12 protein-coding genes are annotated in these 15591 nt (G+C 73.2%); 3 read left to right on the top strand and 9 right to left on the bottom strand.

Annotated features, from left to right (window positions below; genetic code table 11):
• Positions 1–153: 153 nt before the first annotated feature.
• Together ABZ860_RS25775 and ABZ860_RS25770 are read right to left on the bottom strand one after the other, a co-directional pair.
• The gene (locus tag ABZ860_RS25775; protein ID WP_357224678.1) at positions 154–1107 is read right to left on the bottom strand and encodes an electron transfer flavoprotein subunit alpha/FixB family protein; all 954 of its coding nucleotides are present in this window, start codon (positions 1105–1107) and stop codon (positions 154–156) included.
• Between the two features lie 10 nt (positions 1108–1117).
• Positions 1118–1897, bottom strand: a complete 780-nt coding sequence (locus ABZ860_RS25770) for an electron transfer flavoprotein subunit beta/FixA family protein (RefSeq protein WP_357224676.1) — start codon at positions 1895–1897, stop codon at positions 1118–1120.
• A 387-nt stretch (positions 1898–2284) separates the two neighbouring features.
• Between ABZ860_RS25770 and ABZ860_RS25765 the strand changes: the two genes are divergently transcribed.
• A complete protein-coding gene (locus ABZ860_RS25765) occupies positions 2285–3166 on the top strand; it encodes a hypothetical protein (RefSeq protein WP_357224675.1) in 882 nt (293 codons plus the stop codon).
• 27 nt (positions 3167–3193) lie between these two features.
• Here the strand turns inward: ABZ860_RS25765 and ABZ860_RS25760 are convergent, their stop codons facing one another.
• The 7 genes from ABZ860_RS25760 to ABZ860_RS25730 all read right to left on the bottom strand — a co-directional run bounded on the left by ABZ860_RS25760 (position 3194) and on the right by ABZ860_RS25730 (position 11851).
• Positions 3194–4429, bottom strand: a complete 1236-nt coding sequence (locus ABZ860_RS25760) for a serine/threonine-protein kinase (protein WP_357224673.1) — start codon at positions 4427–4429, stop codon at positions 3194–3196.
• Positions 4430–4467: 38 nt separating this feature from the next.
• Positions 4468–6390 carry a serine/threonine-protein kinase gene (locus ABZ860_RS25755; protein ID WP_357224671.1) on the bottom strand — a complete coding sequence of 641 codons (1923 nt, stop codon included), beginning with the start codon at positions 6388–6390 and terminating at the stop codon, positions 4468–4470.
• Positions 6391–6401: 11 nt separating this feature from the next.
• A complete protein-coding gene (locus ABZ860_RS25750) occupies positions 6402–8717 on the bottom strand; it encodes a protein kinase (RefSeq protein WP_357224669.1) in 2316 nt (771 codons plus the stop codon).
• 106 nt (positions 8718–8823) lie between these two features.
• Positions 8824–9339: a YbaK/EbsC family protein gene (locus ABZ860_RS25745; RefSeq protein ID WP_357224668.1), complete on the bottom strand. Its 516-nt coding sequence runs from the start codon at positions 9337–9339 to the stop codon at positions 8824–8826.
• A 71-nt stretch (positions 9340–9410) separates the two neighbouring features.
• Positions 9411–10265: a M55 family metallopeptidase gene (locus ABZ860_RS25740; protein ID WP_357224666.1), complete on the bottom strand. Its 855-nt coding sequence runs from the start codon at positions 10263–10265 to the stop codon at positions 9411–9413.
• Positions 10250–11476, bottom strand: coding sequence for a DUF6395 domain-containing protein (locus tag ABZ860_RS25735; RefSeq protein WP_357224664.1), 1227 nt, complete (start codon positions 11474–11476; stop codon positions 10250–10252). The genes ABZ860_RS25740 and ABZ860_RS25735 overlap by 16 nt, the downstream gene beginning before the upstream one ends.
• Positions 11477–11482: 6 nt before the next feature.
• On the bottom strand, positions 11483–11851 hold the full coding sequence (locus ABZ860_RS25730) for a hypothetical protein (RefSeq protein ID WP_357224661.1): 369 nt from the start codon (positions 11849–11851) through the stop codon (positions 11483–11485).
• 141 nt (positions 11852–11992) lie between these two features.
• Between ABZ860_RS25730 and ABZ860_RS25725 the strand changes: the two genes are divergently transcribed.
• Positions 11993–14692: an AAA family ATPase gene (locus tag ABZ860_RS25725; protein ID WP_357224659.1), complete on the top strand. Its 2700-nt coding sequence runs from the start codon at positions 11993–11995 to the stop codon at positions 14690–14692.
• Between the two features lie 3 nt (positions 14693–14695).
• A complete protein-coding gene (locus ABZ860_RS25720) occupies positions 14696–15565 on the top strand; it encodes an alpha/beta fold hydrolase (RefSeq protein ID WP_357224657.1) in 870 nt (289 codons plus the stop codon).
• The last annotated feature ends 26 nt before the right edge of the window (positions 15566–15591 follow it).

Below are 15591 nucleotides of genomic sequence, written 5' to 3'. Positions count from 1 at the left end.
CCGACGGCGCCCTGGTCGCCCCCCAGCATGCCCGAGGCGTCGCCACCAGTGGAATGCACGAGGCGGACCTGATCCCGGATCAGGTCCGCCTCCGACGTGCAGGGCGCCGGCTCCCGGCCCGTGCCGCGTGAACACGCGGCAGGGCCGGGCGCGTCACTTGCGCTTCTCGATCTCCTCGGTGAGCTGCGGGACGACCTGGAACAGGTCACCCACGACACCGAAATCGGCGATCTCGAACAGGGGCGCCTCGGCGTCCTTGTTGATCACGACGATGGTCTTGGAGGTCTGCATGCCGGCCCGGTGCTGGATCGCGCCGGAGATGCCGGCCGCGATGTAGAGCTGCGGGGACACGGTCTTGCCCGTCTGCCCGACCTGGAACTGGTGCGGATACCAGCCGGCGTCGGTCGCGGCACGCGAGGCGCCGACGGCCGCGCCGAGGGCGTCGGCGAGCTTCTCGATGATCGAGAAGTTCTCGCCCGAGCCCACGCCCCGGCCGCCGGAGACCACGATCGCGGCCTCGGTCAGCTCGGGACGGGCGCCCTTCTCCTGCACGACCCGCTCGACGATCTTGGCCGCGCGGGCGGCGTCCGACAGGGCGACCTCCACCTTCTCCTCGGCGCCTGCCGCGGCGGCGGCGACGGGGGCGGTGCTGTTCGGACGGACCGTGATGATCGGCGTGCCCTTGGTCACGCGGCTGTGGACGTTGACGCCGCCGCCGAAGATGGACTGCTCGGCGACGAAGCCCTCGCTGACGCCCACCGCGTCCGAGATCACACCGGAGTCCGTCTTGACCGCCAGGCGGCCGGCGATCTCCTTGCCCTCGCCGGTCGCGGCGACGAAGACCGCGGCCGGGGAACGCTCGGCCACCAGGTGCGCAAGCACCTCGGCCTTGGGCGCCACCACGTAGTCGCCGATCTCGTCGGCCGCCGCCACGTAGATCTTCTCGGCGCCGTACTCGGCGAGCCTGGCCTTCGCGGCGTCGGAGTAGCCGGGGCCGGCCCACACGGCGGCCGGCGTGCCCAGCGACCGGGCCAGGGTCAGCAGTTCGAGGGTGACCTTCTTGACGTCACCGTCGACGTGGTCGACGAGAACCAGAATCTCACTCATCCCAAGCCCCTCAGATGAACTTCTTCGACGCGAGGAACTCGGCGGCCTTGGCTCCGCCGTCGCCCTCATCCTTGATCACGGTGCCCGCGGCACGCGGCGGGGCGGCCGCGAAGTCGACGACCTCGCTCCAGGAGTTCGCCAGGCCCACCTGGTCGGCCGCGATCTCCGCGTCGGCGACGCCGAGCGTCTCGACCGGCTTCTTCTTGGCGGCCATGATGCCCTTGAACGACGGGTAGCGCGGCTCGTTGATCTTCTCGACCACCGACACGACGGCGGGCAGCGAGGCCTCGACCTTGTCGTAGCCGTAGTCGGTGATCCGCTCCACCCGGATGGCCGTGCCCTCGACCTCGACCTTGCCGGCGAGCGTGAGCTGCGGGGCGCCGAGCCGCTCGGCCAGCATCGCGGCGAGCATGCCCGTGCGGGCGTCGGTCGACTCCGAACCCAGGATCACCAGGTCGAAACCGATCTTCTTCAGGGCCTGGGAGATGGCGTAGGAGGTGCCCAGGGCGTCCGAGCCGTGCAGCGCGTCGTCGTGCAGGTGCACCGCCTTGTCGGCGCCCATCGCCAGGGCCTTGCGGATGGTCTCGGTCGCCTTGGCGGGGCCCATGCTGAGGACGGTGACCTCGCCTCCATGGGCCTCCTTGAGCCGCAGCGCCTCCTCGACCGCGTACTCGTCGAGCTCGTTCACGACGCCGTCGGCGGCGTCGCGGTCGAGCGTCTTGTCATCGGACCTCAGCTTGCGCTCGGTCGCCGTGTCGGGGACCTGCTTCACGCAGACGACGATGTTCATGGCCGGTGGCCGACCTCCCCTTTCCGTACGGCTGACGCCGCGGTTCTCGGTACGTGGCGCGGGGTACGCGCACGTGATGCAAGACTGCCAGGTGCTCGCGGGCGCGCCTGTGCAGGTGGCCCGGGTGTCGAGCTGACCCTGGTCCCCCCAGGCGTATGTTACCCATCGGTAGCTTAGGTGCAAACCTCCAGGTTTTTACGGCCGCGTCCTTCGATTGAGGAATTCCCCAGAACCCGGTCACGCCCACTGCCACCCTACCGAACTATGTTCCGGAGGAGTCGCGGAGGTCCCTGCGGCCGAGACCCACCCCGCTCCGGTGTCCGATATGTTGGCATTTCTACGGGCGATCTTGGGGGTTCTCCGCCAGTGCGTGGGACGTGGCTGATCATGGCTCTTGTCGTAGGCCTGTCCGGCTGCGGTGCGGTCACCGACATGGTCGCGCACCGGGCCGACACGCCGAGCCCGGTCTCCTCACCTCGGCCGACGCCGAGCGCCGCACCCACTCCCTCCGCCGGCGAGACGGGGCCGACCATCGCCCAGGCCAGGCAGGCCCTGCGGGAGTGGGTGGGCAGATACAACGCGACGCTTCGCAAGCCCAAGTGGTGGAACCGGAACGACCGGCTCGACGCGCTGTTCGTCGAGGCGGCGCTGCACGAGGGTGTGCTCGAACGCAACCATGAGATCTTCGGGTCGAAACCGGGGCACACACCGATCAGGCCGACCGGCACCCCGACGATCTACCTGCCCAGGCCGGAGCGGCAGCGGCCGATCGGCGAATGGTTCATCGCGCAGGCGACCTACAAGGACACCAAGGGCCATGCCCGCCCCCACGTGCTCGCGTTCCTCCGCTCCCCCGGGCAGTCGTTCAGGCTGGCCGTCGCGACTCCGATCCACTGGGGCGAGCGGATGCCGAAGCCGCGGCTCGACGCCGACGGCTACGTCACCGACATGGACACCCTCATGGCGCCCGCCGTGGCCGAGGAGTACCTGAACTTCTGGAACCACGAGAAGAAAGAAGGCGTTTCCGGCTACCGCCTCGCCAAGGACAGTTACAGCCGCAAGGCGTTCCCCGCGGTGTACAAGGGGGCGTACGTCGAGTTCGCCGGGCACGGTTCGATCTTCGGCTTCCGCACGGCGGACGGCGGGTCGTTCTTCCTGTTCGGCATGGTCAACGACCCCGAGCACGTCAACCAGGTGCTGAGGGAGGCACTGCTGGTGCCCCGGGGCAGCAGGACCATCCAGGAGCTCGGCGCCGACTGGTTCTCCTAGGGCCTGTATCGAAGTCCGCTGTGGCGGTCAGCTCGCGAACACGAGCATCACGAGCAGGAGCAGGACGGTGCCGACGGCCATGAGGAGCGTCGCCGTGCTGAACAGCGTGCTGAGCAGCGCCCACACCGCGACGGCCCCGACGCCGCCCGCGAGGTCCACCACGAGCCGCCGCCTCGACCTGCCCAGCAGCCCGAACCCCGCGTCCACGAGCAGGGCGATGCCGTAGAGCACCAGCAGGAGAAGCGACACCTCCGGCAGGTTGGCACGGGCCGCGGCGGCGAACAGGCCGACGACCACCGCGGAGCCGATCACCCAGCGGCGGTGCAGCTTCTCCCGGTGCGCGGCGCGCGGGTCGTCCACCTCTCCCCGGCGGGTGCCGCGCGAGGGCAGGCTCCGCCGCCGGTCGCCGGGCCGCCACTGCTGGGTGGGCGCCTCCGACAGCGCGGGCCGCGCCGGCTCGATCCCGTCCAGCGCCGGCGCGGCCTCCTTGAGGAGCCCGGCCAGCTCGGCCGTCGCCGGGCGGTCCGCCGGATCGGCGCTCAGGCATCGCTCCACGATCGGGGCGAGCCAGGCCGGCACGCCCGACAGGTCGGGCTCGCGGTGGACGACCCGGTAGGCGATCGCCGCGGCCGGCCCCGTCCCGTACGGCTGCCGCCCCGACGCGGCGAAGGCCAGCGTCGCCCCCCAGGCGAACACGTCGGCCTCCGGCCCGGCCTCCCGGCCTTCCAGCACCTCGGGGGCCAGGTAGCCGGGCGTGCCGACGACCGCCCCCGAGGCGGTGACCGAGGCCGACTCCAACGCGCAGGCGATGCCGAAGTCGATCACGTACGGCTCGCGCTCGGAGACGATCACGTTGGCCGGCTTGAGATCGCGGTGGACCACCTCGGCCGCGTGGACGGACTCCAGCGCCTCCGCCAGCCCCAGGGCGAGCCGTAGCAGGTCGGCCCCGGCGACCGGCCCGTCGTTGGCGATGACCGCGCTGAGCGGCCTGCCCTGGACATACCGGGTGACGATGTAGGGCCGCTCCCCCGACAGCGAGGCGTCCAGCACCTCGGCGACGTGGGCCCCGCGAACCCGGCGCATGGTCTCCACCTCGCGGGCGAGGCGGGTGATGGCGAACCCGTCGGAGGCGACGTGGGGATGCAGGACCTTGACCGCCACCGTGCGCCCGTCGGGATCGAGCGCGAGGTGGACCTCACCGAACCCTCCGGAGCCGAGCGTGGAGACCAGGCGATAGGGACCAAGCTGTTCCGGCGTGCCCAACAGGTGCCTCCCGGTTCACCGTGGCGACCGGGGCGGGGTCAGGTCCAGAAGGTCAGGAAGCCCAGGCCGATCCTGTCCATGATGTCCCCGATCACGCCGCCGATCAGGTTGACGACCGTGTCCTGACCCTTCTGTTTGAGATCCGCGACGATGTGGTCCACCGCCACCGACGGCGGCCGCCAGGGGACCCACGAGGCGTCCGCGGACAGCGCCGTCATGATCGCGAACAGCGCGACCGTGCCGACCGCGATCGTCACGATCATTCCCGCTCCGGGGCTCCGGATCACCGCGCTCAGCGTCCGGGACACCGCCTTGCGGGGGGCCTTCCCCCCGGGAAGGAGGAACAGCCCGGCCACGAAGGCGCCCGTGGCGTACGCCGCGGCGGGGTCGGGCCTGACCCCGCCGAGGTAGTGGAACCCGCCCCACACGCACATGGCGAACATCACGGCCAGCGGCACCTGCACCACCGTCGCCAGTCCGGCCTTGATCAGCGCCCACGGGGTGCCGAGCACCGCGAGGAGCGGGTCGGCCCCGCTGCTGCCCCGCGCGGCCCGGCGGTCGGCCAGGTCGCCGAGCAGGTACTGCCCCACCCGCAGGCACAGCGCCGCCACGACGGCGAACAGGCTCACCACGACCGGCAGCAGGCAGGCCAGCGCCACGAGCGTGGCCAGCAGCAGGGCCGCGAGCACCGGATGCGGGGCCCGGTAGGGGGCCCGCCTCGGCTCGGGCTCGTACGGCGCGGCGGGAGCCGGCGGCGGCGCGACCCGGGGCTCAGGGTGGCCCGCCACCCGCTGGTCGGTGTACGGCTGGTACACGGGTTGCTGGTAGCCCGGGGGCTGGTACGGCGGCGGGGGCGGGCCCGCCTGCCCGTACGGCGAGGCCTGCGGATGCGCCGGAGGCGGCGCGGACACCGGACGGCGCTGCCTGGGCGCCCGGGGCTCCCGTCGGGGCCGCTCCGGCTCCACGTAGTTCACCGGCGGCAGCAGGTCGGAGTAGCTGTCGTCGCCGGCGGGCAGCATGCTGGTCCGGCTTGCGCCGGCGCCGTTCACCCGGTCGCCCGCGTCTCCCCGCGCCGGCTCGTCGAGCACGCGCGTGCCGTCCAGGATCCGCGTCCCGCCGTCGCGCGGCGGCTCGTGGGCGGTCTCCCTGAGCACGGTGACCGAGGGGTCGAGCGAACGGGTGAGCCTGAGCAGCGACGCGGCCGTGGGACGCGAGGTGGCCTCGGGCGCCAGCGCGGCGCGGAGCCAGCCCCGCATCCAGGCCGGCGCGAGGTCCACCTGCGCCTTGCCTTCGAGGATGTTGTAACAGACCGACTCGAACGTGCCCGAGCCGAACGGCGCCTTCCCCGTGGCGGCGAAGAAGACCGTGGCCGCCAGGGCGTGCACGTCGGCGGCCTGGGTGATCTCGGTGTCCCGGATGATCTCCGGGGCGAGGTAGCCGGGGGTGCCGACGAACATCCCCGTCTGGGTCAGCCGGGTGGCGTTGACCAGGTGGGCGATGCCGAAGTCGATCACGAGCGGCTCGCCGGCCACGAGCATCACGTTGGCCGGCTTGAGGTCGCGGTGGATGACGTCGGCCGCGTGGATGGCGACCAGGGCCTCGCACAGGCCCACGGCGAGCCGGATCACGCCGTCGTCGGCGAGCGGCCCGTCCTCCAGGACCGTCTGCTCTAAGGTCCGGCCGGGGGCGTACCGCGTCACGATGTAGGGTGCGGCGCCGGTCAGGTCGGCGTCGAGGACCTCGGCGACGCGCCTGCTGCGCACCCGCCGCATGGTCTCCACCTCGCGGGTGAGCCGGTCGCGCGCCTTGAGGTCGGTCGCGACGTGCGGGTGCAGGACCTTGACCGCGACCTCGCGCCCCTCCGCGTCGAGGCCGAGATGGACCACCCCCATGCCGCCCTCGCCGAGCTGCCTCAGCAGCCGGTAGGGCCCGATCCTCTCCGGAGCCTCAGTAGCCGACATCTCGTCCCCCGTCACCCGTTCCCCGCCTGGTTACGCAGGTCTTTCAGTCGTTCCAGTACTGACACAACGTCGATTGGGCCCCAGAAGTGCCCTGCTGTCTGTTTACCCAGGAGGCTGGAGAGCGCGATCGCCGCCGTCAGCACCGCGAAGGCGCCGATCCCCCAGGCGAGCCCCTTCGCCGCTCCCTCGCCGGGCGCCAGCGAGGCCAGCGTCCGCCGCATCTGCCTGCCCGGACCCACCACTCCGGGGCCCGCGCAGATCGTCCACAACGCCGTCGCGATCCCCCAGCTCAGCGCCGCGAGCAGGAGCGCGGAGGTGTCGCCGAGGAGGACGGTGAGCAGCAGCGTCACCGGCAGCCCCAGGATCAGCGCGTACGGCACGAGCGCGATCGTGACGCCGATCGACTTGACGAGCTCCGCCGGACGGCTCAGCACCCGCAGCACGTCGGCCGCCGCGGCGCCCGCGGGACGGCGAGAGTGAAGGTGCGGCTGGGCCAGGTCGGCGGCCCGCAGCAGCACCGCGACCGGCACGGCCACCAGGCACACCAGCAGCGGCGCCACGACCGCGAGCGACGTCATCACGACCAGGAGCAGCGCGCTCGCCACGCCGTACGTCTTGGAGCGCTGGAACAGCCCCCCGGGCGGGAACGGCATGGGCGGCACGGTCGGCGGCGGCACCCGCACCGTCGGCATGAACGGTGCGGGGTTCGGCTGGTGGATGTGCGGTGTCCGCTCGTAGAGCTCGGGCGCGTGTCCGAAGAGCGCGTGGTCGCGCGCCGCCACGTCTCCCTGCTCGTAGGCCCCGTGCTCGTTCGCCCCACGCTGGGGGGCTCCGTGGTGAGGGGCGCCGTGGTGAGGGGCGCCGTGGTGAGGGGCGCCGTGCTGAGGCGACCCGGGCTGCGTGAAGCCGGGCTGGGGGGACGCCGCGCGCGGGCCCGTGGGATCGCCGCTGACGGCCTGGCGCACCTCTTCCGAGGTCACCCGCCGCGTGGGGACGTCTCCCTCCGGGCGCAGCATCGGCGTGGGCCACTCGTCCGGGGCACGCGGCGGCGCGGACGGCCCGCCCGTCGTGGGAGCCGGGCCGGAAACGGGCGAGCCCGGGAACGCGGCCGGACCGGACGGGCCGGACGTCTGGGTGCGGGGCGGCGGCATCCGGGTGGGGATGTCGCCCTCCGCCGGGCCTTCCACGGGACCGCCCGGGCCGTTCGCCGGGCCGTTCTGTGGGCCGTTAGGCCCGAGGCCCGCCCGGCGCAGGTCCTCTCCGGTCACCCGCACGGTCGGGAAGGGGTCGCCGCCCTGGCCCGCCGCGGGGGTCTCGCGCAGCAGCGAGACGAACTCCTCGGCCCGGCCGCCCGGCTGGGACGGCGCGACCGGCGGCGTCGCCACGGGCGCGACCGGCGGGGAGATCGGCGGCACCGGCGACCCGGTCGGCGGACCGCCCTGGCGGCCGGAGCCGGGCGCCTGCTGACCGCCGGTGTCGTCCACGTTGGGCACCGTCGTGATCTCGTCGGGCACGCGGCGCCTGCCGCCCGGCGACTGGGGCATGAGCCGCGCGAGCTGCCGTACGAGCTCGGCCGCGGTCGGCCGCCTGGCCGGGTCGCGGTTGAACGCGGCCCGCAGCATCGGCTGGATCGGCGCGGGGGCGGCCTCGACGTTGGCCCGGCCGGAGGTGATGTTGAAGAAGATCATCTCCAGCGTGCCCTTGCCGAACGGCGGCTGGCCGGTGGCGGCGTACAGCACGGTGCCGGCCCAGGCATGCACGTCCACCTGCGGCCCGGCCTCGTGGCCCTCGATGATCTCGGGGGCGAGGTAGCCGGGCGTGCCGATGAACATGCCGGTCTGGGTGAGCCGGGTGGCGTCGACCGCCTGGGCGATGCCGAAGTCGATCAGCACCGGCTGGCCGTCCAGCATCAGCACGTTGCCCGGCTTGAGGTCACGATGGATGACCCCGGCCGCGTGCACGGCGGCGAGGGCCTCGGCGACCCCGACGGCGACCTTGAGGAGGGCGTCGAGGGGCAGCGGGCCGTCGTTCTTGACGATCTCGTCAAGCGGCCGTCCCGGCACGTAGCGGGTGACGATGTACGGCCTGCGCCCCGTGACGTCGGCGTCGACGACCTCCGCGATGTTCGGCCCGCGCACCCGCCGCATGGTCTCGACCTCGCGCGACAGACGCCTGCGCGCGACGTCGTCGCCCGCCACCTCCGAACGCAGGACCTTGACGGCCACCTGCCTGCCCTGCGGATCGAGGGCGAGGTGAACCACGCCCATGCCGCCCTCACCGAGCCGCCTCAGCAGCCGGTACGGGCCCAGTCGGTCGTCCTGATTCATTGCCTAAGCACCATACCGACTAAAAGAACGCCCATGAGTGAACCATCGCGCCACATCTCCGCTCAGCACAACGGAGAAAAGACGCGATCGGTTTCCAGGCAGGCGGTCAAATGGTGAGCGCGAGGACCTCCCCCTGCGTCGCCGCCACCAGCGCCTCGCCGGAAAGCGCCAGCTTGGAGCGGCGGACGCCGCTGCCGATCACCACGAACGGCCGCCGGGTCACGTTTTCGTCAACGAGCACCGGCCAGCCCTCGGGAAGACCGATCGGAGTGATGCCGCCGTACTCCATACCGGTCAGTTCGACGGCCTCCGCCTGCGCGGCGAAGGACGCCTTCCGCGCGTCCAGATGGCGGCGCACGATTCCGTTGACGTCGGCCCGCGCGGTGGCGAGCACCATGACGGCGGCGTACCGCGTCTCCCCGCCTCGCTTGGCGGCGACGATGACGCAGTTGGCCGAGTCCTCCATCGCCACGCCGTACCGCTCGCAGAACGCGGCGGTGTCGGAGAGATCGGGATCGATCTCGGCGACCTCCACCTTGACGTCGAGTTCGGCCACGGCCTTGGCGACGGGATCGGCGAGCAGGTCCGGCCGGTCGGACGCGGGAACCCATTCGAGCGGCATTCAGCCCTCCTTGACGGTGTGCGGTGCGGTTGGATGACCACCTTAGGGGCAGGCTCCGAGGAGATCGGGCGTCAGCCGTACCGGCCGCTGCCGCAGGCGACCTGGCCGCCGATCATGGAGAAGAGCCCGAACACCGCCATGATCTCGTGATAGTCGTCCGTGGTGAACTCGGTGTGCCGAGGGCCGGCGAGCCGCACGCCGGGCACGATCGAGCAGGCCGTGGCGATGGCGGTGGAATTCCACTCCACGCCGAGGGTGTACGGCGGCTCGACCACGTAGGGCCGGAAATCGGACAGCCTGCCCAGGGCGCGGGCCGTGCCCTCGCGGATGCGCCGCCAGGCCACGGCCGGGGGCAGCAGCTCGGCGGAGAACTTGTCGATGCCCTTCTTCACGGCGACCGTCTCGACCTCGCCGAGCAGTTCCCTGGCCTCCTCGCACACCGCCTCGTCGCCGCTGACGAGCGCGACCGGCACGCCCAGCGAGCCCGCGAAGCCGGCCACGATCCGGGTCTCGCCGCAGACCTCGCCGTTCAGGTAGACGTTCTGGATCTCCTTGCCCATCCACGTGTGGTTGAGCACCCCGTGCGACACCCCGGCCCGGGCGTGGTAGCCGGCGAAGCAGGCGGCGTCCATGCCGGCGACGAGGCCCTGCCCCATGCGATGCGGCTTGCCCGGGCCTCTGATCAGCGTGGCCCGCTCGTCCAGCAGGTCGATCATGAGGTTCTTGGTGGACCCGTGGGCGTCGTTCACCAGCACGGACGCGGCGCCCGCGTCGAAGGCGCCCTGGATCACCGCGTTGGCGTCCCCCGTCATCAGCTCGCAGCCGCGCTCGTACCCGCGGCCCCCGTGGTGCATCTCCTCGGGGTCGGTCAGCCCGGTGACCCCCTCCATGTCCACCGACAGGTAGATCTTCATATCGCCGCCCATGCCTCCACCTGGCGCTGCTCGTCCGCGGTCATGAGCCCGACCTTCTCCCGCATGTACGCGCCGACTCGTTCGCGCCAGGGCTCCGGCGTCTCGTCGATCGAGGGCGGGTAACAGCGGTCCATCCAGCGGGTCGACTCCACGGTCGCCCCAAGGTACTCCGCCGCCTTGGCGAACGGCGTGTCCTCGATCCCCGGCACCCGCGCGCAGCCGTACTCGATCGTCTCCTGGCCAGAGTACGGCGGCGGCTGCTGCCAGGCGCGGGCGGGGACCGACCGGGCGGTGAGCGTCGTCTTGAGCGGGCGTCCCTCGACGGCGGCGAGGATCAGCTCCTTGCGCAGGCATTTGCCGCATTTCTGGCACGGTCCCGACGAGTCGCCCCGCAGGCACCAGCGGACCAGGTGCGCGAGGTCGGAGCCCATCGCCATGCGCATGGTCACGGGCTCGCTCACGCCCCCGACCGGGAGCACCAGCGGGAGCCCCGCGGCCTCGTACAGCCGGGCCCACTTCCCGTGCGGCGCCCACATGGGGTTGTCCGGCGTGTAGCGGTTGACGTACCGGTCGCTGCCGAGCCAGCGCGAGCCGATCTCGTAGCCCAGCGCGACGCCCCCGAGGTCGAGGTCGCCGGCGAGGAGCAGCGCTCCCACCGTGACGGCGTGGTGCTCCGGATAGCCGGGCCGGGGACGGCTCAGCAGGAACTCCAGATCCGACTGGACGACGTGGAGTTCCCTGCCGGTCTGCCGGGCGAGCCCGGCGAGCACCTCCGCCCGGTAGTGCGTCCACCGGTTGGGCACCCGCGGGTGGCTCACCCGCTGGAAGTGCACGAACGGCGCGTCGGGAAACATGTCGGCCACGGCCATCGAGTCCGCGCCCCCGCTGTAGGAGACGGCCAGACGGGTGCCGCTCCTGGCGTCCGCCCCGACCGGCCCGGCGTCCACCCCCCACCCCGTGCGCAGCGCCTCGGCGAGCCCGGCGGAGATCGGCCGGTCGAACGTCACCCGCCGCCTGACCCACGGCGCGACGACGGTCCACGCGGCGACCGCCAGCAGGTCGGGATGCGGGGACGCGCCCGCGTCCCCGGTCCGTACGTGGCAGGAGTTGGTCCGCAGCTCGATGGGGTGGCCGTCGGTGCAGGCCCCCGTCGTCTCGTCCTCGGGGTCGAGCAGGAAGACCAGCCGCCAGACGTCCGCGTCACGCGTCCACTGCACCCGCATGACCGGTCACCCCGCCCGTCCGGGAGCGCCCACCCGTGCCGACAGGTCGTCGATCGCCTGCCAGATGCGCATCTCGCTCTGCAGCAGCGTGTCCACCGCCTCGGCGGTCTCGGTCGCCAGCCGGTGCGCCTCGGCCGCCTTGGGGTCCGTCGTCACCCGCGGCTCCGGGGCGGTCTTGACCTGCGTCCCCGTCCCCCGCCGCAGCCGGTCGACCTCGTCGCGCAGCGCCACGACCTCCCGGCGGAGCATCTGGACCTCCCAGAGCGCGTCCTTGAGGTCCTGCCGATGGTCGGGCTTGGTGACATACCGAGAGTCGAGCCGGGACAGCAGCGCCCGGCGCAGCCGCGACAGGCCCGGCACTCGCAACCGCATCATGAACCGCCACGATAGCGGCATTTTCGATCGATTCTTGACGCAAAGTCCAGAGTTGCTCACAGAACCCTGAGAAGCCGTCTTACGGCCACTTCCCGGGCAGGGCGGCGGCCGCGACCTCGCCACCCAATACAGTCTGCGGTTGTGCTTTACGGCAGATCGGCGGAGACGGCGGCGATCGACGACCTGATCGATCGGGCCAGGAAAGGCGTCGGGGGCGCGCTCGTGCTGCGCGGCGAGGCCGGTGCCGGCAAGACGGCGCTGCTCGACCTGGCGGCCTCCCGCGGCGGGCCCATGCGCGTGCTGCGGACCACGGGGGTCGAGGCGGAGGCCGATCTGGCGTTCGCCGCCCTGCACCAGTTGCTGCTGCCGGTGACCGGGCTGCTCGACGCGCTGCCGGAACCGCAGGCCGAGGCCGTACGCGGCGCGCTCGGGCTGGCCCCGGCCGGTTCTGGCGATCGCTTCCTGCTGGCGGCCGGGGTGTTGTCGCTGCTGGCCGAGGCCGCCGCGCAGGACGGGCTGATCTGCGTCGTCGACGACTTCCAATGGGTGGACCGGCCGTCGGCCGACGCCCTGCTGTTCGCCGCCAGGCGGCTGCGCACCGAGCCGATCGCGATGCCGCTGGCCGTACGGGGCGGCACGCCGGTGAAGGGCCTGCCCTCGCTGGAGATCGCCGGGCTGGCCGAACCGGCGGCCGCCGAACTGCTCGACGCCGGCTTCGCGCTCGCGGCGCCGGTCAGGCGCGACCTCGTGGCGCTGACCGGGGGCAACCCGCTGGCGCTGCGCGAGACGGCCCGGCTGCTCACCCCCGCCCAGCGGGCCGGCCGGGAACCGCTGCCCGACCCCCTGCCCGGCGGCGACCGGCTCTTCGGCGACCGGGTGGCCGCGTTGTCGGCAGGGGCGCGGCTGACGGCCCTGCTGGCGGCGGTCGAGAGCGACCTGGACCTGGTGCTGCGGGCCGCCGAACGGCTGGGCGTGGGAGAGGCGGCGTTTCCCGAGCTCGAGTCCGCCGGGCTCGCGAGCGTGTCGGGGACTCAGGCGCGGTTCCGCCATCCGCTGATCAGGTCGGCGGTGTACGAGGCGGCCTCCCCCGCCGCGCGCCGCGAGGCGCACGCGGCACTGGCCGAGGTGTCGGACGGGGACCGGCGGGCCCGGCATCTGGCCGGGGCCGCGCTCGGCCAGGACGAGACGGTCGCCGCCGCGCTCGCCCGGGCCGCCGAACGGGCCCGGGACCGGGGCGGGTACGGCGCCGCCGCCACCGCCCTGGCCAGGGCCGCCGAGCTCACTCCCGAACCGCTCGTGCGCGCCCGGCGCCTCAAGGACGCCGCCGTGGCCGCCTGGCTCGGGGGGCGTCCCGGCCAGGCGGAGTCCCTGCTGGCCGAGGCCCGCGAGTTCGCCGGGGCGGACCCCGCGCTGACCATGGAGATCGCGCAGCTGCGTGGGCGGTTCGAGCTGAACTCGGGCGACGCCGCCGAGGCCGTGCGGATCCTCGCGTCGGGCGACACCCTGGGCATGCTGGCCGACGCCTCGGAGGCCGCGTCGTACGTCGGCGACACGAAGGCCATCATCGAGATCGGGCGGCGGGCGGCCGCCTTCCCCGAGGGGTTCCTGCGCGACGTGGTCGCCGGCATCGGCGCGACGCTCGCCGACGGCAGCGGGCACGACCTGCTCAGGCGGGCCCTCGGCCGTACGGGCGAGCTGCGCGAGGCGGCCGAGCTGATGTGGGCGTCGGCGGCGGCGAGCTATCTGGGCGAGGTGGACCTGTCCGCCGAGCTGGCCGAGCGGGCCGGGCGGGTGGCCAGGGTCTCCGGGATGACGGGCCAGCTGCCCGTGGTGCTGGAGTTCGTCGCCACGGCGGAGCGGCTGGCCGGGCGCCTCGCGGACAGCCGCGCCGTCTCGGAGGAGGGCCTGGAGCTGGCCCGCGAGGCCGGATACGTCAACACCGTGGCCGCGCATCTGGCCAACCTCGCGGCCGTGGCGGCCCTGCGCGGCGAGGAGGAGCCCTGCGGCCGGTACGCCCGGGAGGCGCTGGCCATCGCCGTCCCCCACCGCGTGGGCCTGCGCGCCGGGCTCGCGGCGTACGCCCTGGCCATGCTCGACCTGTGCCTCGGCCGGTTCGCGGCGGCGCACGACCGGTTCACCGCGATCGTCGCCGCGGGCCCGGGAGCCGGTCATCCGACCGTCGTCTGGCGGAGCACGCCGGACCGGATCGAGGCAGCCGTCGGCGCGGGTGACGCGGCCGCCGCCAAGGCGGCGCTGGAGGCGTACGAGCGCTGGTCGGCCCACGCGGGGACGGCCGAGTCCCGGGCCCTGCTCGCCCGGTGCCGCGGCCTGGTCCTGCCGGACGACCGGGGCGTGGAGGCGCTCGGCGAGGCGTCACGGCTCCACGCCAACCCGTTCGAGGCGGCCAGGACGGGACTGCTGCTGGGCGAGCGGCTGCGCCGTACGCAGCGGCCGGGTGAGGCCAGGGCGCACCTGCGCGCGGCGCTGGAGACGTTCCAGCGCGCGGGAGCCGCTCCCTGGGCCCGGCGCGCGTACGGCGAGCTGCGCGCGGCGGGCGAGAGCATACGGGCCGAGCAGGAGACGGCCGCGGTTCCCGAGGCGGCACCCGACGTACGGGGGACGGCGCTGGACACGCTCACCCCGCAGGAGCTGCGCATCGCCACCCTGGTGGCGGGCGGCGCGACCAGCAAGGAGATCGCCGCCCGGCTGTTCCTCAGCCCGCGCACGGTCGAATACCACCTGTACAAGATCTATCCGAAGCTCGGCATCACCTCACGTACTGAACTGGCTCGGCTAGTAGTTCTACGGAAGGCGGCGGCGGCCGGGGACGACATGCTTTAGCCCATGCCAAACATCTGGAGTGAAGAGTTCGGGGCCGCGGCCGACGCGCCGATCGTGCTGGTGATGGGTTCGATGTCGCAGGGGATCCTGTGGCCGGACGAGTTCGTGGGCCGGCTCGCCGCCGGCGGCCGGCGCGTGATCCGCTACGACCACCGCGACACCGGGATGTCCGACGTCATCGACTTCGAGAAGGATCCGTACACATGGGACGACATCAAGAACGACGTGCTGCGGGTGATGGACGCGCACGGGCTGGACAGCGCGCATCTGGTCTGCCATTCGGCGGGCGGGCTGCTCGGGCAGCTGATCGCGGTGGAGCGGCCGGAGCGCGTGCGGACGCTCACCGTCATCGGCTCGTCGCCGCTCGGCGGCGGTGAGGGCGCGGTGATCATGCGGGCGCTGATGGGCGAGCCGCAGCCCGAGGGCAGCCTGCCCGAACCCACGCCGGAGTTCGTCGCGTTCTACCGCGAGCTGATCGTGGCGCCGCCGCCGCGCGACCGGCGGGAGCGGATCGAGCGCATGATCGCGGAGGACCGCGTGCTGCACGGCACCGGCCTGCCGTTCGACGAGGACGCCTCGCGCAGGCTGGCCGAACGCCGGTACGACCGGGCGCGCGACCTCGACGCGGCGGCCAACCACCGGCTGGCGGCGGCGGCGAAGCCGGACTTCGAGCCGGTGGGCGTCCTGCACCGGGTCACGGCGCCCACCCTGGTCGTCGAGGGCACGCACGAGCCCGCCAAGCCGGGCCACGGCGCTCTCATCGCCGAGCAGATCCCCGGCGCCCGGCTGATGACGGTCGAAGGCATGGGCCACACCCTGCCGCCCGAGGTGCACGCGGAACTGGCCGGCGCCATCCTCGCCCACACAGCCTGATCCGCGAGGGACGCGGACTGCAGGCG

This window comes from Microbispora sp. NPDC046973, assembly GCF_040644495.1.
In the GTDB taxonomy this organism is placed as follows: domain Bacteria; phylum Actinomycetota; class Actinomycetes; order Streptosporangiales; family Streptosporangiaceae; genus Microbispora.
Note: the sequence above shows the minus strand (reverse complement) of the source record. Positions and strands in the feature narration are given on the sequence as shown.